At 64.5% G+C, this 19,413-nt stretch carries 15 protein-coding genes and 1 tRNA gene; 6 read left to right on the forward strand and 10 right to left on the reverse strand.

Going from position 1 to position 19,413, the window contains the following annotated elements:
• The first annotated feature begins 26 nt into the window (after nucleotides 1-26).
• On the forward strand, nucleotides 27-356 hold the full coding sequence (locus G3M57_RS04390; RefSeq protein WP_163228995.1) for a hypothetical protein: 330 nt from the start codon (nucleotides 27-29) through the stop codon (nucleotides 354-356).
• 89 nt (nucleotides 357-445) lie between these two features.
• Here G3M57_RS04390 and G3M57_RS04395 read toward each other — a convergent pair whose 3' ends face one another.
• Complete coding sequence (locus tag G3M57_RS04395) at nucleotides 446-3,187, reverse strand: DEAD/DEAH box helicase (RefSeq protein WP_163228997.1); 2,742 nt, start codon at nucleotides 3,185-3,187, stop codon at nucleotides 446-448.
• 317 nt (nucleotides 3,188-3,504) lie between these two features.
• Nucleotides 3,505-7,458, reverse strand: coding sequence for a hypothetical protein (locus G3M57_RS04400; RefSeq protein WP_163228999.1), 3,954 nt, complete (start codon nucleotides 7,456-7,458; stop codon nucleotides 3,505-3,507).
• A 376-nt stretch (nucleotides 7,459-7,834) separates the two neighbouring features.
• Between G3M57_RS04400 and G3M57_RS04405 the strand changes: the two genes are divergently transcribed.
• A complete protein-coding gene (locus G3M57_RS04405) occupies nucleotides 7,835-9,010 on the forward strand; it encodes a topoisomerase II (protein WP_230983815.1) in 1,176 nt (391 codons plus the stop codon).
• On the opposite strand, the gene G3M57_RS04410 is transcribed toward G3M57_RS04405, so the two are convergent.
• Nucleotides 9,007-9,603 carry a hypothetical protein gene (locus tag G3M57_RS04410; RefSeq protein WP_163229001.1) on the reverse strand — a complete coding sequence of 199 codons (597 nt, stop codon included), beginning with the start codon at nucleotides 9,601-9,603 and terminating at the stop codon, nucleotides 9,007-9,009. The two genes, G3M57_RS04405 and G3M57_RS04410, sit on opposite strands and share 4 nt — an antisense overlap.
• A 517-nt stretch (nucleotides 9,604-10,120) precedes the next feature.
• Here G3M57_RS04410 and G3M57_RS04415 point away from each other — a divergent pair.
• Together G3M57_RS04415 and G3M57_RS04420 are read left to right on the forward strand one after the other, a co-directional pair.
• Nucleotides 10,121-12,907 (forward strand): hypothetical protein, encoded by a 2,787-nt coding sequence (locus tag G3M57_RS04415; protein WP_163228301.1) that lies wholly within the window; start codon nucleotides 10,121-10,123, stop codon nucleotides 12,905-12,907.
• 118 nt (nucleotides 12,908-13,025) lie between these two features.
• Entirely contained in the window at nucleotides 13,026-14,543 is a 1,518-nt protein-coding gene (locus G3M57_RS04420) for a ComEC/Rec2 family competence protein (RefSeq protein ID WP_163229003.1), read from the forward strand.
• 365 nt (nucleotides 14,544-14,908) lie between these two features.
• Here G3M57_RS04420 and G3M57_RS04425 read toward each other — a convergent pair.
• Nucleotides 14,909-14,985, reverse strand: a tRNA-Arg gene (locus G3M57_RS04425).
• A gap of 313 nt (nucleotides 14,986-15,298) precedes the next feature.
• Between G3M57_RS04425 and G3M57_RS04430 the strand changes: the two genes are divergently transcribed.
• Both G3M57_RS04430 and G3M57_RS04435 read left to right on the forward strand, forming a co-directional pair.
• Nucleotides 15,299-16,486, forward strand: coding sequence for a sensor histidine kinase (locus tag G3M57_RS04430; RefSeq protein ID WP_056753623.1), 1,188 nt, complete (start codon nucleotides 15,299-15,301; stop codon nucleotides 16,484-16,486).
• A complete protein-coding gene (locus G3M57_RS04435) occupies nucleotides 16,483-16,851 on the forward strand; it encodes a response regulator (RefSeq protein ID WP_056753620.1) in 369 nt (122 codons plus the stop codon). The genes G3M57_RS04430 and G3M57_RS04435 overlap by 4 nt, the downstream gene beginning before the upstream one ends.
• Before the next feature lie 35 nt (nucleotides 16,852-16,886).
• Here the strand turns inward: G3M57_RS04435 and G3M57_RS27345 are convergent, their stop codons facing one another.
• The 6 genes from G3M57_RS27345 to G3M57_RS04465 all read right to left on the reverse strand — a co-directional run bounded on the left by G3M57_RS27345 (nucleotide 16,887) and on the right by G3M57_RS04465 (nucleotide 19,235).
• Nucleotides 16,887-17,099 (reverse strand): helix-turn-helix transcriptional regulator, encoded by a 213-nt coding sequence (locus tag G3M57_RS27345; RefSeq protein ID WP_056753618.1) that lies wholly within the window; start codon nucleotides 17,097-17,099, stop codon nucleotides 16,887-16,889.
• Nucleotides 17,096-17,500 (reverse strand): hypothetical protein, encoded by a 405-nt coding sequence (locus G3M57_RS27350; protein WP_163229005.1) that lies wholly within the window; start codon nucleotides 17,498-17,500, stop codon nucleotides 17,096-17,098. Before G3M57_RS27350 ends, G3M57_RS27345 begins: the two co-directional genes overlap by 4 nt.
• Nucleotides 17,501-17,600: 100 nt before the next feature.
• Nucleotides 17,601-17,975, reverse strand: a complete 375-nt coding sequence (locus G3M57_RS04450; RefSeq protein ID WP_082564509.1) for a GFA family protein — start codon at nucleotides 17,973-17,975, stop codon at nucleotides 17,601-17,603.
• A 101-nt stretch (nucleotides 17,976-18,076) separates the two neighbouring features.
• On the reverse strand, nucleotides 18,077-18,325 hold the full coding sequence (locus G3M57_RS04455; RefSeq protein WP_056753612.1) for a hypothetical protein: 249 nt from the start codon (nucleotides 18,323-18,325) through the stop codon (nucleotides 18,077-18,079).
• Nucleotides 18,326-18,483: 158 nt separating this feature from the next.
• Nucleotides 18,484-18,747: a hypothetical protein gene (locus G3M57_RS04460; protein ID WP_163229007.1), complete on the reverse strand. Its 264-nt coding sequence runs from the start codon at nucleotides 18,745-18,747 to the stop codon at nucleotides 18,484-18,486.
• A 14-nt stretch (nucleotides 18,748-18,761) separates the two neighbouring features.
• A complete protein-coding gene (locus tag G3M57_RS04465) occupies nucleotides 18,762-19,235 on the reverse strand; it encodes an Hsp20 family protein (RefSeq protein ID WP_163229009.1) in 474 nt (157 codons plus the stop codon).
• Between the last annotated feature and the right edge of the window lie 178 nt (nucleotides 19,236-19,413).

Raw genomic sequence — 19,413 nt, forward strand, 5'->3', positions numbered from 1 at the left:
TGCTCCGCGTGCGAAGATGCAGGCTCGTGTCAGACAACATTGATCGGACGCTGTCGAGCTGGGACAAGCTCAACTATGGTGCGACAAGAACCCTTGAATTTCAATCGCGTGGTGACTGGCCGATGGATGTTGAGGACATTCAAGGCCCAGGTGTCACCGCTGATTTGAAGCGGTGCTTGCGTGACATCGTGCGCCCAGCTTTGCTTCGCTTTGATCGGACCGAGCTGGACCAATATGAGGTTCGGATCTTACCGCAGGCGAACTTCGCGAAGGACGTCAAAGCTATTGCCCCAAACAGAGGCAGGCCAACGCCCGGCGCTGGGGGATCGAATAACGGCCCTAAGCTCGCTGGCTGAGGCGACTATTGCGTGGCCGCCGCCGGTCCGTTTGGCGCCAGTAATTGACGTTGGACCGCCTCAATTCGCCCCTGCAGCTTCGGGCCGCATCAAAGACCGCGGACGATCTCGTAGGTCGGCTTGCCGCTGAGGCGATCCAACTCGGTCAGGCCCGGTGTGGTCAGCCAACCGAAGAAGTCCTCAACGCTGACGCTCTCCGCATAGACACGCAGCAGGCCTTCGACAAAGACGTCGTGCTCCACCAAGGTGACGTCCTTGGCTCCTTGGACCTTCCGCTTAGAATGCTCGTCGAACCCCGGCTTGCCAAGCGTGATCCGATGGATCGAGGCATCGAAATCGACGCTCTTCTGAAGCACCGCGAAGGCCTCATCCTTCTTGATCAGCGGCGGATTTTTCGTCGTCGTCTTGCATTCGATCAGCGCCGACCGATCCCCGAACGTCAGCATCAGATCGGGCACGTTCTGACGCCGCCCGTCGTCGATGACCGTCACCTTCCAGTCTTGCCTGGCGTCCAGAAGACGCTGGATCGCCGTTTCGTAGTCGTCGCCCAGGGAAGTGGCGCAGTACTCGACCTGATCGCCAAGACCGAGCTTGGCGGCGAGCTCGGCGTGGACCTTCTGGAATCGATCGCCCTTGAAGCCCAGACACTGCGACACCGCCGAGAGCAGAGCGTTTGTCCGCCGCTCGTTGCCGACGATGGCGGAGATACGTTCCTTGGCCAGGGCCAGCAGCTGGTCGAAGGTTTCGATGCCTTGCCGCAGCAGTGCGATGGCGCGCTGGCGTCCGAAGCCTGGCACGCCTTCCTTCTGCGCGACTCGCAGGATGTCCAACGCTTCTGCAGGCGTCCCCCACTGAACGCGTCGCGCCAGCATCGCCAACTGGTTGGTCATCGTCTGCGGGTAGCCGAGTTCCGGGACGCTGGCGATCTTCCTCAATCCGTCGAGGATCCAGGCGACGTCGGTCGCAAGTCGGTGAATCTGCCCGGACGGAATGTTGGTCTGGTGTCTGATGTTTCGTTCGGCCTCGCCCTGGACGAACAGCACCACGGCGTGAGCACACTGGTTCTGCCGTGCCTCCGTCCGGTCCAGAATCGTGAACAAGGGATGGGCGGCGAGGAAGCCGTTGGAGTTCACCGGCGTCCTGCCGACGGGCGACGGCAAAAACCTCGAAGGACGACTGCCGGTGAACTCCGGACTGCCGCAGATCAGGTGGATCAGCGCCGGCAGATACTTGTCGAACTCCGCATCGAGAACACCGGCATATCGCCCGACGACGTCGAGCAGTTGAACCGCGGTCGTCGGAAGAAGTCCGGACTGCGCCACAGCCTTCCCCATCGGCGTCGGAAACAGCAGGTCCAGTTCTTCCTGCGCTAGCCTGTTGGCCACCAGCCAGTCTGTAGCCCCTTGTGCGAGGCGTATGATGTCTTCCAGCTTCCGCGGATTCCGTTCGCGGATTTGGTGCCAATAGAAGCTGTGCTGGAAGAACTCTTCAAGCTGACCGCGATGGTTGATCACCTTGAACGCAATGAGCGAAAGCACTGTTCGTCGCATCGAAAGACCGACGAGACGGGATTCCACGTTGTCATTTTCTGGCAGCACCAGCCTGTTAGCGTGCGACAGTTCGAGGCTGTTACGAGGCAAAAGGACCGCGTACCCATCCGGATGAAGACCCAATCGTCCGGCCCTCCCCGACATGTTTCGGTAGTCGGATCGCGAGATCATCGTGCCGCCGCCGTCTCGCCACTCGTAGGTGAGCTTCGGGAAGACGACGGATTTGAAGGGAAAATTGACCCCTGCTGCCAAGGTGCTGGTAGCGAAACACACGTCGAAGCTGGAGTCGACGAAGCCTTTCTCGACAACCTGGCGCTCCTGCGCCGTCAGATCGGCGGTGTGAAAAGCCACGCGCTTTTGAGCATTGTCCTGCAGCTGTTGCGAAGACTCGGTCGGCTCGGAGAAGAGCTCCAACTGCTGCGCGAGCATGATCCCGTCCGCTGTCCGTACCGCGGCTTGGCTATAACGCTCGGCCATTTGGATGGCCTCGTTGCGCGACTCCGTAAACACTAGAATCGGTCCGCGCTTCATCTCCACGAGGCGGCGCGCCACGCCGATGGCGTCGGTGGGTAGAGCCTCATCTTCGTGACATGGCGATCCGAGCTCCTGGCCGAAAAGCACCCTGAAGCCACTGCCGGCGCTCCAGATCTCCTGATGCAGGTCGACGTCGCGCTTCCAGCTCGTGACGAGGGTGCAGTCGAGCCAGTCCGCTAGTTCTTGTGCGTTACCTATGGTCGCGGTAAGCGCCACGAGCTGGTCGAGGCCTTGTTGCTTGAAGATGGCGCAAAGGGTTTCGATGTTGGGCCCGCGCCCATCCTCGCCGATGATCTGGAGTTCGTCTGCGACCACGACGGTGGCGGATAGATCCAGCTGACCACTCAGCAAAAGTGCGAGCGCCTTTTCGTAGGTCGCCACGAGAACCTGAGGCGAGACGTCACCCTCGTCACGGTCACCCGTGCTGAGGCCCACGGAGGCCCGAGGCTGATCGGCTCCCTCCCCAAGCCTCGTCGCAAAATCGAGATATTTCTGGTCGGCCAAGGCCTTGTGAGAAACGAGGTAGAGGCACCGCCGGCTACGGCAGATCGCAGCGAGAATGGCCAACTCCGCCACCAGCGTCTTGCCCGACGACGTTGGGGCGCAGACCACTTGGCTGGCACCGAGCGCGACACCCTGCGCGAGCGCGAGGGCTTGGATTTCCGTGAACCGTTCGTACCCCCAGCTTCGGAGGCAGCTGCGAATGTCCGGCGTCAAGCCCGGCGCCTCGTGGCTCTCTACGTCCATTTGGCCCCCCGACCACATGCATCGGTTGGCGAGCCGAAGAGCTCGAAACCGCTACCGACCCTATCAGCACCCGGCCAAGTTGAAAGCGCTCATCTCTCGAAGATGCGCCCCCCGATCGGCAGGGACCCTCGACTGGAGCAAATCGGGCCCAAAGGTCGCGCAACTGAGGCTGACGGCGAATTGCGAATCTGACGCGGCCAAGGCTCGGCATGTGGCTTCCTGATCAATTCGCCAAATGCGCTCTACTACTGCAAGGCCTGAACACGATGGCCTCGCACAGATACTCGAGGCCTGAGAAACCCCACCGTGCACGGCGGTTAGCCGACGGGCCGCGGAAATGCCATGCGCTCAAGCGTCGAGACCACATCCGCCGGCAGGCCCGTTCCAGTGAACGCCGCCCCCGCGCGGACGAGGGCCGCGTAGCTCGCCAGCTGGCCGCCATCGTCCTCCAGTGCTTGAAGAAGCTCAGGGCCTCCAGGCGCGGCCGCGGCCGACGCGGCGCCTCTTATCCGAACGACAAGACGCCAGCCGTCGGCCACCAGCGGCCAAAGGCGCGTCCGAAGCGTCGGGCGAGAGCCGGCCGACAACCACTGCATCACCGTAAAGCTTGCTTGGACGAGCGCGGCAGCAGAAGGTACTCCTGGCGTCTGCAGCCACGAAATTCTATCGATCGCGGCGGCGGCGAGGTCGACATTTCCGTGTGTTGCCGGGAGCAGGCCAGCGAGAGCAGGTGCATAACGACCAAGCTCGGCAGCGGTTTCGGTCGCCCCTTCGACGTTCCCGTCGAGGAGGAGTTCGGCGATCAGTTCGCTCGCCAACAGACGCGCCATTTCCGCTTCGCCCGACGACCACTGATCGGGCGCATTGACAGGGATCATCATCGGTACGTCCGCGGTTCCAGCCGCCTTGGCCGCCAGCCCGGCGTGACTGGCCGCCACGATCCGAGGCAACACTTCGAGGAAGCGGGGGACATCGCGCAAGTCAACGGCGCGGGCGATTTGTCCGCCGCGCAGCGCCAGGCTCGATAGCGGAGTTACCGCCCCTGCAGCCTCTCGCGCGTCAAAACGCGCAACAAGACCGGTCTCAAGGTCAAGCCGGTTCTCCAGCAAAGCCGCACGGGCCAGTCCCACATGCAAATCGACCGCGCCGCTTCGATCGTCTGGCAGGTGGGGCTTGAGGATGGACCACGTCCCAGGATGATCGGCCAAAGCAAGCGCGCTGCGGCCTTCTTGCGTAGCGTTCAGCCATTGCGCGATCTGGCTCACGGCTTGGATCGCCACCCAGGTGCGATCCGTCTGGTCATTCGTGATCTCTTCTGCGGCCAAGTGAGCGTCAGCGTAGATTTCCAGAGCTCGCATCCAGGCACCGGCAGCACCCAGCTCGACGATGGCGTCGCACAGAAACCCGATACGGACGCCCGGCGCCAGCGAACTCAAGCCGTCAGTAACCCGCCAGGCCTCAAGAAAGAGATCGGCGGCTTCGGCACGCGCGCCGGTGCGGGCCGCACTGGTCGCGGCCGCCTGCAGCATCAGAGCGCGTTCAAGTGGTTCGTCGCTGCTGTAGGCGGCTTTTAAGCTGGCAAGCAGTCGATGCGCCTCTTCGTGGCGCTCGGCATGAGCAAGCACGGTCGCCCGCGTCCGAGCGAGCCGAGTATTTTCAGGATAGGCGACATCGGCAGTATCCAGGTGGGCGAGCGCCAAGTCTTGCGACTTAAGATATTCGTCCAACAGCACCGCGACCGCGCGATGACATTCGACCGCGACGTCTGCCTCGCCCCAAGCCTCGGCGGTCGCCGCGAGTCGGCGATAGGCCGCGGCAGCTGTGGAAGCGTCGAGCGCATTGGAAAGTGCGGCGCGGGACCAGGCCGACTGGATGAAAAGCGGAGGCCCTCCAAGCAGCGCGGGACCTGCGGCAAGCCAGGACCGTCGAAGGTCCGGCGCAACCACCTCAAGCTGGTCGAACAACGCCTCCAGAGTGGCGACGTCAGCGATGGAGTTGGTTCTGAGTACGAAGAAGAACTGGTCCTGGCGCAGTCCGCCAAGGTCCACCGCGTCAAACCCCTCGCGCATCTCGCCAGGAACCGCTCCACCATCGACGAGCGCGATGAATTCCAGGAGGCGCGGTAGCCATAGGCTAGGCACGGCCTCGAGCGACTCGCTGGCGAGTACCATCAGGAGCATGGTGTAGCGTGACGCGGTGGCGGCCGGCTCCGGCATGGCCGCGAACTCCGCTTCGGCTTCGGCCAGAACAGCGGCTAGGCCCGTATGGGCAGGTTCGGCCGTCACCGCGACGACTTGGGCCAGACGCAGCGACGCCGAGACCCCGTGGTTCTCAGGCACCAGACGGCCACCCTCTCGTGAGGTCAGGAAGGCGAGGGGGAGACAGGCCCGCGCGATCGTGGATCTATCGGGTGCGGTGAGCACTGCGGCGGCGATGAACTGCAGCCCCCTCAGATTGCGCGTCGCCAACGACTGGATCAGCAGTTGGGACAGAAAATCGGCCGGTAAGGGTCGGCGCGAAATCAGGTGCTCGATGACTGCAGTCTGCACGGCGACGCGTTCGGCATCGCCCAGACCCGACAAACCGGCCGACATGAGAAGCGGCGAGAGTTTGAAGCGGCTTTGGCCGCTGCCCTCGATCCAGGGGCCCAGCAGGAATTCGAACAACACGCCCGGCCGGGCGAGCGGGCGATAGGCTTCGGCCACCGCCATTGCGAGGTTCCGGTCAAAGGAACCGATTAGTACGCTGAGGCGCAGCAGCATGGTGTGGGTGTCGGGATTGAGCTCGTTCAGGAGACGAAGGGCGACGCTGTTGCGCACCTCCTCCAGTTCGTTCACGTCACCAGAATCGATCAGGCCCGAGAGGCGCTCGCCGCGCGGCCAGCCGCGGGAAGCCAAGCCCGCGATCCGCGCATCGACGAACAGCGGATGGCCCGCGCCACAGGTGAGGTGGACGATCTGAGCCCAGTCCGGTGCCGAGCCGCCCGCCGCCGTCACGATCTCCGCGACATCTTCGGCCGTCAGGTAGGGGGCTGCAACGGCTTCGATTTTCCACGGCGCAAAATGCGACCCGACGGGGGCGAGTGGCGCGCGTTCGCTGGTGACCACAACCTTCAGTTCAAGGCGTGCGGCTTCGGACACGATCGCACGCACCCAGGACAGCAGCGGTTCGCCGAGGGGCACGGGCAGGTCATCGAGCACCAGGCCGTCAAGCCCAGTTTGGTCCAGCGCCGAAACCGCCTCGCGAAACGCCTGCCGCATAGCGGCGGGATCGAGCCCGCGCAGGCGGACGACATGCCAAACGCCATTGGAGCGCGCGGCGAGCAATTGGGCAAGATGCGACTTGCCCAGCCCGCTGCTGCCATGGATCCAAGGCACGGCGCCTGACACCATGATAGCGGCAAGCCGATCGACCAACGCTTGGCGACGGGCCAGGCGCGGCGGAAGGGCGCCAAACGCGAGGTCGGCGAACCGGTCGGTGGTTTGCCCGGCGATGACGGCGCGGCCGAGCATCTGCCGCGCGACATGGATCGAGACAGGAAGGGTGGTGGCGTCTTCCCAGGCTTTTTCGAACGCCTGGCGGGTCAGCCGACGGTCAACCGTGAAGAGGTTTTCGATGACACGCAGCAGCAAGACAGGAAGCGCCCGCTCGCCGTCGCTCGCCATCATGTCGCGTTCGAGGGCGAGGGCGCCCAGCCGAGCGGCGAGCCCGTCCAACACAACTGTCGTTTGATCGGCGCCGGACAGCCAGGTGATGCGCCGGAAGATACGCTCCCGCAACTGGTCGGGCGGTGCCTCGGCAAGGAAGGCCTGGAGATCTGCCGGCCAATCTTGGGCACACAAGAACGCGCGCAACGGCTCGACATCGCCGCCGAGGGCGGCGCGCGCCCAATAGGCGATACCGGTCAGGCCTTCCGGAAACTGGAATCCCTGCTCGTGGCCTGCGACGGCCGTGGTCAGGAAATGCAGGCGGATGTCGCGGCCTGGATTGGCATCGCTGAACTGCCAGAGCGAAACGATGGCCTTGCCGACGTCGGAGCGGCGAAGGGTCAAGGCCGCGCCGTTGGTTTCGCGCTTGACCTGGGTCATGGTGAGCGCGGCCTGGGCCAGGACGGCGTAGTCCTCGGCCACTTCCACTAGAAGGCAATCGTCTGGGCCAAGCCGCATCCAAGCGGCTACGGTGGTGATCAGCTGATGGACGTAGCCTACGAGACTTGCGATCGCCTGTCGGCCACGCTGCTCCGCCGGAACGCTCAGTTTATCGTCGTCCAAGCCGCGCACCTTCCGCCTCAAGGCCAATGCCGCCGGCCGCCCGGTATAGCCTCGAGCGCGAACCCGGGCGATGAAGCCGATCCAACCATCCCGTTCAACCGTCAGCGCGACGGGCTTTGTCCCACCCCACCTGGATGGGTATCGCACCTCGCGCCGTGGCCAACAATTGCCTGCAACTCCGGCCCGGGCCAAGTTGAACCTCGCCGTGAGTCTTGTCGCTGTCGGGGCGGAGGCTCGCGCCCGCAACGCGAAAGCAGCGCGAGGTTATCGCGCGCGCCCTCCCAAGCGCTTCGCGTCTAGAATTTGGCTCCAAAAGGCGGAACGCTCAGGGAGGCGTCGATAGCCGGCACTAAGCGGCCCCTTCAGTTGCAAAGTCGTGGGTGGTGAGGATGATCTGAAAGTCAGTGAACTCGCCGACGAGTATCCATCGAAGACGGCGACTCGTGCTCTGCTGAACCCCATGTATTTTCCCGCCGATCCGAACAAAGCCGCGCGAAATCGGCGCATCGCTGAGCTCAAAGCGCAGCTTAGGGCGCTACTGCCCGACGTGTTGGCGCAAACCGATTTTCCATCGGAGGCTTCGCTCAACGCCACGATCGGAGGGTGGGCCAAGAGCCTCATCGACCTGCACCACGACGTCTTTCACTCATCCGAGCAGTACGCCGCGCGCTACATGCAGAACCTGCAGGACGGCATCCTTTCGGGCGGCCCCAACGCGAAGATCTATCGGCGAAACTATGATCGCTTCCGTGTTTCACCTGCGGCCCAGCGGTATTTCACGCTGTTTCTACACCGCTCGTTCCTCAATCATTTCGACGAGCTGTCCAAGACGCGGCCACACCTCGACGAGTCGGAAGTCTGGATCGGCCAGAACAACGCCAACTATGGCCTCCTGATCACCCCGCGGTGGAACTCAGACCTCGACACCTGGGAGAATGATCGCAGCGAGATCCGGCATTTCCGGCCGCTGTACTGGACGATCGGGCATGTTCTCTCTACAGGCCTGGTCGTCGAGCATGACCCGGATCCGATTCATTTCAGTTCCGTCGACGCCTACCTGGCGTTCTTCAAGAACACGCTGGTGCGCGCTTCGGGTTCGCCACACGAGCAAGCGATCGCTCAGCGCTACGTGGCCTACGTCAGATCGGCCAACAACCCGCTCAACGTACCACTCCTGATCCCCGAATTCCGGTATGGCGGCCGGGCTGCCCAGCACAAATATCGGCTGGATTTCTGCATTATCGACCCACTGACGATGAAGAAGGTCGGCTACGAGCTCTCGCCATGGTCCACGCACGGCTATCTGAGCAAGATCGGCGGCCTTTCGGGCGCTGAAATCAACGCCATGGCAAAGGACAATTTCGAGCGGGAAATGGCCCGTCACAAGGACTTCTTCAAGGAGCGCAGCATCTACGCCCTGATCTACACGGACCGAGACCTAGCCGATCCGGACATGGTCTTCGCCGACATGAAAGCCCACCTGACGCCGATCGATCCCATCGCGCCGATCAACTTCGCCCTGGTCGACAACTTCTTCGCCCAGTGCCTCTAGGTCCCACGTCGTGGCACCGGCGTCGCATCGCCCCTCGGCCAAGCGGGCATCTGCTTGGGTTCGAGCCCTGGATGGAACGGCACGTAGTCCACGTCCGGCTCCAAATGATTGATGTTAGACCGCAGGTCCCTAAACGCCCGGTCCAACGATGCCTTTAGCGCTTCGCGCGCGCCCTCGCTGCCATCATAGGCGTCCAATGCGGCGAAGACCGCCGGGAGAGGCCGGCGCGCGGCAATCAAGGTCAGCGTAAGATCGCCCCAGTCGCGATGCTGGACGGCGTGGTAGGCGATATAGTCGTCGGCATTGGCCAGCCACCGCTTCATCTGGGCGGCATCCAGCGGCTTTTCGCCCGTCGAACGCTGCAGGTGATCGGCGATGTTCCCCACGATGTCGTAAGTCAGCATCATGGCGTCGATCGCGCGGCGATCCCGCTTTTCGATTATGCGTCGATGGTCGTCCGCTGCGGCCGATCGGCGGTCAGCTTCCAGCATGCGTTCGTGGCGGCTTTGACGGCTGCCGATCATCCAGGCACCCAGGATCGCGGCGATCGAACCCACCGCCTGGACCCAGTCGGCGGCCTTGTCGCCGAGCACGATCTTCCAGGCGACGCCGTAGACCGGTCGGAGCTACGATGACGCAGACAAAGAGGGCGCAGCAGACCCAGATGAGTAGATCGCCTCGTCGCATACTCCACCGTCGCTTGATCCCGCCTCGCCTGGCCTCTGCGATCATGCCTCGCCAATAGACCTCAAGGAGCGTCGCCGGACTGAACTTGGACCTAGTCGTCGTCGCCATCCCGCCTCGCTAAGTCCCAAAGTTGCCCGTCGCCGCGCGCTCGGCTCGCGACTGACAACCGGACTTTCTCAAGGTCGCCCTAACGTCAGAAGCGGAACTTGGAGCCGGCTCAGAAAGCCGACGTCCCAGTCAGCCGGCAATCGAATTGAGCGGTGACGACGCGCACATGGGGCGGTTACAGGGGTTGGCTTCGGCGGCTTGCGCATAGGCGAGCGCGAAGTGCCGAACATACGCCGAGCTTCACCATAGGCTTCAATGGCGCTAGGGTACAACTTGGACCGCTCGGGCCGCCGAGTTCGCCCATAAGAGACCGCCATGCCGACGCCAGCCAGCGCCTTCGCTTTTGACGACAACACCTCCGTTGACGAGAATCTCACGCGGTTCGGAGCACATCTTACACAGTCGGATGCTGCCCTCGGCGCACAGCTTCGGCAGCATTTCACGACGCTGCTGGCGGATACCCACGACGAGGACGTCATTCGGGACGCGCTTTTCGCCGCGACTGAGCCCTCAACGACTGCTGTTGGAGCTTCTGCGCCCGCGACGACCGCTGCGCCAGCGGCTGCGGCTGCGGCTGCGGCTGCGCCCGCGCCGACTATCCCGCCGCCAGCTCCGGCCGCGCCCACCGCTTCCGTTGCGATCATAGGATGGTTGCTCGAAGGACTCAGCATCGAGGGGTTCAGAGGGGTGAACAACGAGACCAACCCTCTCGAGCTGAAGTTCCATACCGACAAGGTCAACAGCGTCTCGGCGGTGAACGGGGTCGGCAAGAGCTCTGTGCACGACGCTGTCCGCTACGCCATCACAGGACGCTTGTCGTGGCTTGAGGAATTGCCCGCGACGGAGCGTGACCAGGACTACTACCTCAACCGGTTCCATTCCGGACGAACGGCAACCATCAAGCTACGCCTTGTCGCGGAACCGACAGGCGCAAAGTGCGAGGTCACCGTGGTCCGCGACGCACAGGGCGTGCGGACCGTGAGCGCAACGGCGCCATGGGATGCGAACGCCATCCTCGCCGCGCTCGACCGGGAATTCGTGTTCTTGGACGGCCCCACTTTCCAGCGGTTCATCTCGGACACGCCCCTGGAGAGAGGACGAACCTTCGCAGGCCTGCTCGGCCTGTCCGCCTACAGCACCTTGCGTCAGGCGCTAGCTGGGCTCGTTCAAACAAGGGCTTTCAACAATCACTTCGAGGTGACGGGCACGACGCAGGCGCTCGCCCGCGAGAGCAAGGCTGCTGCCGATGCGCAGACTGCGGTCGACAGCGACTACGAGATCCTGGTGGGCGCGCCTTTGCAGGTACTGGATGTAACGCAAGCTCAGGTGAAGTGCGCCCATGCCTTGGCCCAGATCGCGCCGCTGAAAGGACTATGTGAGGGCAAGCCTTTCCTCGATATCGACATCGACGGGTGCATTGAAGCTATCAAGACAGCTGAAGGGGGCCCTAAGCGCGAGCAGCTGTCGGCGTGCCTGCGCGATCGCGCCGAAATCGCCAAGCTGAACGTCGAGGCACCAGACGCAGAGCGCGCAAAGCAGCTTGTCGCCCGCGCCAGCGAGCGGGACGAAGCCTTGGCCAAGACCGCCGGCGACCTGATGCTCCAGCTGTACCAGAGCGGCGCTCAGGTGGTGCAGAATCCGGATTGGCCGGATCCGAAGCTTTGCCCGCTTTGCGACGGCACGGTGCCTCACGATCTGCGTACCCACCTTTCCGCCAAGCTGGCGGAGTTTACCTACCTCGATCAGGCGGCTGCGGCCTGCGGGGTGGAGTGGGGTGAAGCCGGATGGAGCGAATTGCTGTCGCTAGAGGCGGTTCTGGAACTCTCGGCTGAGGCGCGGCTGATAGCCAAACTGAGACCACGGGCCGAAGAGGGGGCGATCAGCGGGGCTGAGGCGCAGCAGCTCGTAGACTGGCTCCGGACCCTGCGTGAACGGGCCAGCGTCCGGGATGAAGCCCTCGCCAGGACGCAAACGGCCCTCGAAAATGAACTGCCGCAGTCTTCGGTCGAGGTGACGAAGAAGATCGAAACGGCGAGGCGTTTGCAGCAGCACTGGGACAAGCTCGTCGCCGCCCAAACGGAGGTCTCGCGCCTACGATCTAGGGAGCAAAGGATCTCCCGCGTGAGAGCCTTCTTGGAAAATACCGCTCAGGTGTTCGCGGTCGCGGAGTCCAACTTAAGCAAGGCGCGCCTGGCGGCTGTCGAGCCCGTCTTTCGGGACTATTTCAAGCGGATGTGGTTCATCGGCGTCGAACCCGCCGTGGCGAAGCGCGCGAACAGCGAGGAACTGCAGATCCGACTCACTGACTTCCACGGCCAGGCGAATATCTCGCCCCAGGCCGTGCTTTCGGAAAGCTTCCGGAACGCCTTTTCCATCGCTCTCTATCTGGCTGCGGCGTCTCTGTACGGCGGCCTGCCGAAGTTCATCGTCCTAGACGACGTAACCTCAAGTTTTGACGCGGGGCATCAGAACTTCCTCGCCGAACTCATCCGCACGAGCTTCGCCCGGCCCGGCAACGCGTCTGGCCCGCAGGTCATCATCCTAAGCCACGACACCATGCTCGAGAAGCTGTTCAACAAGCACAGTAATTCCGGCAACTGGTGGCACCAGCGGCTCGAAGGAAATCCGAAGTTCGCTGTCCTTCCGCAAACCGGCGCCGTGAACAAGGTCCGCGACGGCACCATCTCGATGCTGCAGGCGGGCCAAGTCGATAATGCCAAGGAAGGCGTGCGTCAGTATCTAGAGTATCGGCTCAACGACCTGATCAGCAAGCTACGCATCCCGGTCCCGGTCGACGTCGCATTCAACGACAATAAGCAGTTGGCTGGGGAATTCCTCAAGGCGATCGACGCCGCTGTGAAGCTTCACCAGGCAGCCGGCAGCCTGGTGCTAGATCCCGTACAGATCAACGGCCTCAACACCAACATGGTCACCATCACGAGCAATTTCCTCAGCCATTGGGGTACGGGCCAGACACTGACCTTCACCGGCCCCTCGCTCCTCGGTGTGATGCAGGCGATCGAGGACTACTGCGATTGCTTCAAATGGGAGCCCAGTCCAGGGACTGCGCGCACCTACTACCGCTCCCTTCAACAACGGTAGCTTCACGCGCCGAAGATTGAATAACACTCGCAAAAGCGGCCTAGCTTGACCATGAAACTTGGATTGCGTGCTGGTGGTTGCACGGTGAACGACGGCGAAAGTGAGCGGAAGCGTCAGCATGGCCTCAGGCTACAGCCTATCGGATTTCGAGATCCGCTTGATAAAGGCGATGCGGACCTACACCCGAATGAACCTGCAGCAGATCCTTGCCTACTTCACCCGGCCCGGACGCGACATCAATCATCGCCTCATCGCCCAGATCGCCGCCGGTCATTGGCGCAGCGATCTTTCGCCAGCATCTGTCGCAGAGATGGCCAGCTTCCTTCGGGCAATGGCGCAAACCGCTTTCCCAGATGCCGACACCTTCCAACGCCCACCCCAAAGTGGAGGCCCTCCATTTCGCCTTCACCTGGATTGGTGGCCTGTCGGCCAGGGCCTCTTCGCCAGTGGCGCCATCGAGCGAACGGCGTCCAAACCCCTGACGTGGATCTATGACTGCGGCACCAGCTCCAGCCAGTCCCTGGTCAAGGATGCAATCGCCCAGTTCGCCAACCGCCAGAAGGCCGTGCTAGGCGCTGAGGTCATCCAGTTGGCCGTCCTGTCCCACTTCGACAAGGATCATATCAGCGGCTTTGTAGACCTCATTGGCAGCCTGCCTATCCGAACCTTGCTCTTGCCCTATGTCGCTGCCTGGCGGCGCATCCTCTTCGCGCTGGACCAGGGCGTTGCGGCGGACGATCCGCTTTTTGCCTTCTTCGTCGATCCTGCGAGCTATCTACGCGGCGTCCCCGACGCTGATATCGGCGAGATCGTCTTCGTCCAAAGCGGCGGCCCCGACGACATCGCCGCGCCTGATGACGGACCAGAGGCACCAGAGGATCCTGATGGGCCAGAACCTACCCGCGAACTGGCGGAGCCAAAGCTGAAGTACGAGACCTCCTGGCCGCCTCAGGACGCACAGGATGACCCGATCCTGCAAGTCGAGGAGAACACCTCGGTGCGCTTCCTGCGCCCCGGCGCTCGCATCCTTGCGCCGTTCTATTGGGAGTTCCTTCCATATAACGACGCCGAGTTCGCGCCGAAGGCCACCCCGCAGTTCCTAGCCGAGATCACACCCCTGATTTCCCAGTTGAAGGGCGACGATGCCAAGAAGCGTAAAGCCGCGCTCGCCAGCCTGAAAAAGAAGTACGAAGAGGTCTTCGACACCCCCGAGGAGCGGAACCTGATCTCCCTTTTCCTCTATTCGGGCCCGGTGGGACGACGGGCTCGCCTGTTCCCGTTGTGGCAGTCGCACCCGACGGGTCTAGATTCGGCGACAAGCGCGTTTTCCCAAATGCACACTGGTGACGGCACGCTCGACGAGGATCGATACCCGGCCTTCGCCACATTCTATGCAAGAAGCCAGCGACTCGAGCGCGCCACGGTCTTCCAGGTCATGCACCATGGAGCCGAGAGCAACTGGCATCCAGGCATCGCCGCCAAGCTATCACCGAGCACGTCGATCTTCTCGTCCAATCCCGCGCACAAGAAGTACAAGCACCCCCATGCCCCAGTCCTGAGAGACTTCTGGCCGCACTTTCCGATCCAGATAGACAAGGAAAACGGCTTTCACCTCGTGGGATTCGTGGCGCGTTAAACAGAGCTAGGCTCCGATCTTCACGAGCTCATCGCGGATCGAGCCATGCCTCCAAGTCCGCTATCCGACCAGCGCCGTGAAGCCAAAGCTGGCCAAGCCAAAAGTGCCTGCCAAAGTTCATAACGCCCGTAACCCACCCAACGTCGGCTGACTTGGCGACATCCAGAAAGCGGACTTGCCCAACGAGGCGGCATCAGTCATGCGCGGCCGATGACGGGCCGGCGCACGACCTTTCGGAAAGCGGACCTTCTCAGAGTCTGAGCACATAAACGAACCGAGCCCACCGCTCCACCTGCGATCGCGTCGCATTATTGACAGCGTTAAGTTGGAAATGGGCCAGTTCTAAGTTGGCCCGACAACATAAATGGCGGCCCGGAAGGGACTCGAACCCCTGACCTTCGCTTTAGGAAAGCGCTGCTCTATCCTGCTGAGCTACCGGGCCGCGTTGCGCGCGCCAGGGTGCATAGCGCAAGTTTCCCGGCGTGCGAACCCCGGACGACGGCGGTCGTGTGCGCTGGCGGGGCCGTGTCCGGAAGGTCTGCGGGATCGCGACCGATTGTCGCGCACGCCGGCCCGGGGCTCCGGGGTCTCGCGCCTTGAAGTCGTTGAGAATCTTGCCGCGTCGGTCGGGCGCCGGCCATGGCGGGCGCCTCGCGCATAGCCGCGAGCGACGAGCATTAAGCCTATGCTCCACCTTGCCGCGACCCCTGCGGGTGCTAGGGTCGCGCGGGACACGGACATCGGGACAACCAAGAGTGCTAAACGTCGCGAACGCCGAGCGTTCGGAACAGGCGGATCACGCCGCCCTGATCACGCTGGTCGAGACCATCGAGGCGCTGTCGGCCACGCGCACGATCGAGGAGGTCGCCGCGGTGGTCCGCTCGGCCGCCCGGCGCATGTCCGGCGCCGACGGCGTCTGCTTCGTCCTGCGCGACGGCGACCAGTGCTGGTACCTGGACGAAGACGCCATTGGCCCGATGTGGAAGGGCCAGCGCTTTCCGATGAGCGCCTGCATCTCCGGCTGGGCCATGCTGCACGGCCAGACGGTGGTGGTCCCCGACATCTACGCCGACGACCGCATTCCGCACGACGCCTACCGCCCGACCTTCGTCAAGAGCCTGGTGATGACGCCGGTGCGCCCCAAGGACCCGATCGCCGCGATCGGGGCCTACTGGGCGGTGGGCCAGACGCCCTCGCCGGACACGGTGATCCGGCTGGAGGCCATGGCCCGGGCCACGGCGGCGGCCATCGAGAACGCCAGGCTCTACGCCTCCCTGAACGAGGCCCTGGAGCGCCGCACCTTCCTGCTGCGCGAGCTGGACCACCGGGTGAAGAACACCCTGGCCTCCGTGCAGTCGATCGCCCGCCAGACCCTGCGCGCCGCCCCTACGCCGGCCGATTTCGCCGAGTCGTTCGAGTCGCGGCTGATGGGCCTGTCGCGGGCCCACGAGCTGCTGACCCGCCAGGCCTGGGGCCGCACCGACCTGCGCGACGTGCTGGAGGCGGCGCTGCAGCCGTTCGGCGGCCTGGCCGACCCGCGCTTCACCGCCCGCGGTCCCGCCATCGCCCTGACCGCCGAGACGGCGGTGGCCCTGCACATGACCCTGCACGAACTGATGGTCAACGCCGCCAAGCACGGGGCGCTGACCTCGGCCAGCGGCCAGGTCACGGTGGTCTGGCGGATCGAGGAGGTCGAGGGTGATGGCGAGGGCGGGGGCGGGGCCGGTCCCAGCCTCGTGCTCGAATGGGTCGAGCGCGGCGGTCCGCCGGTGTTCGTGCCCAAGCGCCAGGGGTTCGGCACCAAGCTGCTGGAGCGCGGGGTCGCCCGCGACCTGGGCGGCGAGGCCAGGCTGACCTACCAGCCCAAGGGCCTGAGCTACGCCCTGCGCGCGCCGCTGTCGGACCGGATCGCGGCGGCCACGGCGCCGAGGGCGCTGGCATGACCGCGCCCCGCATCATGATCGTCGAGGACGAGGCCCTGGTGGCCCTGATGGTCGAGGACCTGCTGACCGACATCGGCTGCCGGATCTCCGGCTCGTTCGGCGCGGTCGACGAGGCCCTGGACTATCTGAAGGACGCGGCCGCCCCGCCGCCGGCCTTGGACGGCGCGGTGCTGGACGTCAATGTCGGCGGGACCATGGTCTTTCCGGTCGCCGAACGGCTGCGGGCGGCCGGCATCCCCTTCGTGTTCGCCACCGGCTACGGCGCCTTGCCCCGCAAGGGTTTCGAGGACGTCCTGGTGCTGAACAAGCCGATCGACCCGGTCCTGCTGGAGGGCGCGGTCAAGGGGTTCGGCCAGGCGGCGTGAGCCGCCGTCCTTCGTCCACGAAGGTGGGGGGAGCGTCAATCCTCGCCGCCCGCCACGAACGGGTTGAAGAAGATCTGCTCGACCGGCAGCTCGAACAGGGCGGCCAGACGGTAGGCCAGCGGCAGCGAGGGATCGTACTTGTCGGCCTCGATCGCATTGATCGTCTGGCGGGAAGCGTCCACCCGATCGGCCAGTTCGCCCTGGCTCCAGCCCCGCGCCAGGCGGGCCTCGCGCAGCCGGTTCTTCACGAGGCCTTGGGCCGGCGCATCGCCCACCAGCCCAGCCAGCAGACGCCATAGGCCGCGACCTGGGCCAGGAAGACCAGGGCCGCGCCCTGGAACAAGGGGGCTCGGACGCCGCTCGCGGCGATGGTCGCCAGCAGCGCCACGCCGCCGCCGAACGACGCGCCCCAGTACCAGGCGGTCAGGTGGGCGTCGCGCGCCATGTGGTCCAACCGTCGCCACCAGGGCGTTGTGGCCAGCAGGGCCGCGCCCGTCAGGGCGGCGCAGGCCAACACGATCACGACCAGCGGAACGCGGCCCTGGCCGGTGACGATGACCACGCCGCTGGCCAGCCCGACGACCAGCGCGGCCAGGAGCGCCGCGCCCCCGGCCTTCCAGATCTTCTTCTGATGTCGCTCGACAGCCATGCCGGCCTCCTCGTTGCCTGTAAAAGACCTTTGACATGCCGGTGTGTGCTGTCAAATTCTTTTTACAGGCCGGGGGCGGCCTGGCCGATCCCGCGCCGGCCTAATAGGCCTTGCCGTCGTACTTGCGCACCGGCAGCTGGTCCCAGGCGAAGTCCACCAGCAGCCGGGCGTTGATGCTGATGCGCGGATCGTCGAAGTCGGGCGCGCCGTTGTCGAAGCTGGGAAATTCCGAATAGGTCGGGCAGCCGCAGATGGCGCAGTGGTGGTGCTGGCCCAGATAGTGGCCCCACTGATAGGTCGAGACCCGGTCGCGGGCCGTGGTCAGTTTGAACTGGGCCGGCCGGTAATAGGCGTGCAGGGCGCCGCGCCGGGAGCAGAACGAGCAGTTGCAGTCCCCCAGTTCGGTCGGCGCCTCGGTCACCTCGAACTGGGTGGCGCCGCAGTGGCAGCGGGCCTTGAGCGGCAGGTCGGTCATGACGATCTCCATCTTGGAACAACGCCGGCATCGTGACGCGCCCCTGCTGACAGCCTGCTGTCAACAGGTGACCAGGGGCCGTCGCCCGAGGTCGCCTTACCTTAAGCCGCCCGGGGCTGGGCGGGATCTTGGCCCGGTTCGGCCGGACAGAGGAAGCGGCCGGCCAGGTCGCCGTTGCGGAGCCGCAGCTCCAGCACGCAGGTCCGGCCCGCCCGGTTGAAGCGTTGGGCCAGCCATCGCGCGGCCGCCTCGGCTCGGGCGCCGCTCTTGAAGATCATCGGGTTTTCGAACTCCGGGCAACGCACACCCCAGGCGTCGCCCTCGGGGGCGACGGAAATCACGGTCGGCACGACCTTTCTCCAAATCAAACCAAAACGGGGCGGCCGGCGGGCAGGGACGGCCGACCGCCGATCCAGGGCTCCGACCTGACGGTGTCAGGCCGGCGCTCCAGACCTCGGCTTCACGCCTTTTCCGACCGGCGTCCGCTTCGTCAGAAAAGGCTCCGGCCTCAGGAGGGGCTCGCGGCGTCCAGGCGCCGCAGCGCGGCCAGCACCTCGCTCACCGGCACCGGGGCGCTGGTGCCCAGCAGCCAGCGGTGGGTGGGGCGATCCTCGACGGCGCTGGCGTCCGAGGCCCAGGCCGCCAGGATTTCGCGCTTGGCCCGCAAGTCGAGGTCCCCGTCCTTGACCACCTCCAGCGGATGCAGGAAGCCGACGGCGGGGCGACAGGGCCAGGGCGCGGCGCGTTTGGCGGTTTCGGAAGCGACGAGCATGGTCATCTCCCGCCTCAGGCCGCCTTGCGGGCCTTGTCGGGCCCGGCCAGCTGCTGCTGGCGAGCCTGGCCGATCTCGATGCGCCGGGGCTTCAGCGCCTCGGGGACTTCACGCTCCAGCTCGATCGTCAGCAGGCCGTCGGCGTGGCTCGCCGACCGGACCACCACGTGGTCGGCCAGTTCGAAGCGCCGCTCGAACCCGCGCATGGCCACGCCTCGGTGCAGGAAGTTGCGCTCGCCTTCCTCGGCCCGGGCCTTCTTGCCGGACACCACCAGCAGGTTCGGCTGGGCGGTCACCTCCAGCTCGGCCGGCGAAAAGCCCGCGGCGGCGATCGTCACGCGATAGCTGTCCTGGCCCGTCTTCTCGACGTCGAAAGGCGGATAACTGGCGTCGGCGTTGCTGCGCAGCGCCGCCTCGGCCAGGTCGGCCATGCGGTCGACGCCGATCATCGAGCGATAAAGGGGGGAAAAGTCGAAAGCGGTGCTCATTTCCATCTCCTCGCAAGCAAGTTGGACATGAGGGGCGCCCGAAGCGCTCGGCGCCCCAGAGCCGAACCCATGAGGCGTTCGGCACGAGGCGAATTTAATACAGACCAAGCACGGGTCAAGCACCGGTCGCCGGATTTTTCGACGGTCAGGTAATCGGCCTATTTCTCACCGCTGTGGA

The sequence above is a fragment of the Caulobacter rhizosphaerae genome, assembly GCF_010977555.1.
Taxonomy (GTDB): domain Bacteria; phylum Pseudomonadota; class Alphaproteobacteria; order Caulobacterales; family Caulobacteraceae; genus Caulobacter; species Caulobacter rhizosphaerae.

Excerpts from the sequence above, each read along its gene's own strand:
- G3M57_RS04395 (WP_163228997.1), bottom strand. The coding sequence starts at position 3,187 with ATGGACGTAGAGAGCCACGAGGCGCCGGGCTTGACGCCGGACATTCGC.
- G3M57_RS04415 (WP_163228301.1), top strand. The coding sequence starts at position 10,121 with ATGCCGACGCCAGCCAGCGCCTTCGCTTTTGACGACAACACCTCCGTT.
- G3M57_RS04420 (WP_163229003.1), top strand. The coding sequence starts at position 13,026 with ATGGCCTCAGGCTACAGCCTATCGGATTTCGAGATCCGCTTGATAAAG.
- G3M57_RS04435 (WP_056753620.1), top strand. The coding sequence starts at position 16,483 with ATGACCGCGCCCCGCATCATGATCGTCGAGGACGAGGCCCTGGTGGCC.
- G3M57_RS27350 (WP_163229005.1), bottom strand. The coding sequence starts at position 17,500 with ATGGCTGTCGAGCGACATCAGAAGAAGATCTGGAAGGCCGGGGGCGCG.
- G3M57_RS04450 (WP_082564509.1), bottom strand. The coding sequence starts at position 17,975 with ATGACCGACCTGCCGCTCAAGGCCCGCTGCCACTGCGGCGCCACCCAG.
- G3M57_RS04460 (WP_163229007.1), bottom strand. The coding sequence starts at position 18,747 with ATGCTCGTCGCTTCCGAAACCGCCAAACGCGCCGCGCCCTGGCCCTGT.
- G3M57_RS04465 (WP_163229009.1), bottom strand. The coding sequence starts at position 19,235 with ATGAGCACCGCTTTCGACTTTTCCCCCCTTTATCGCTCGATGATCGGC.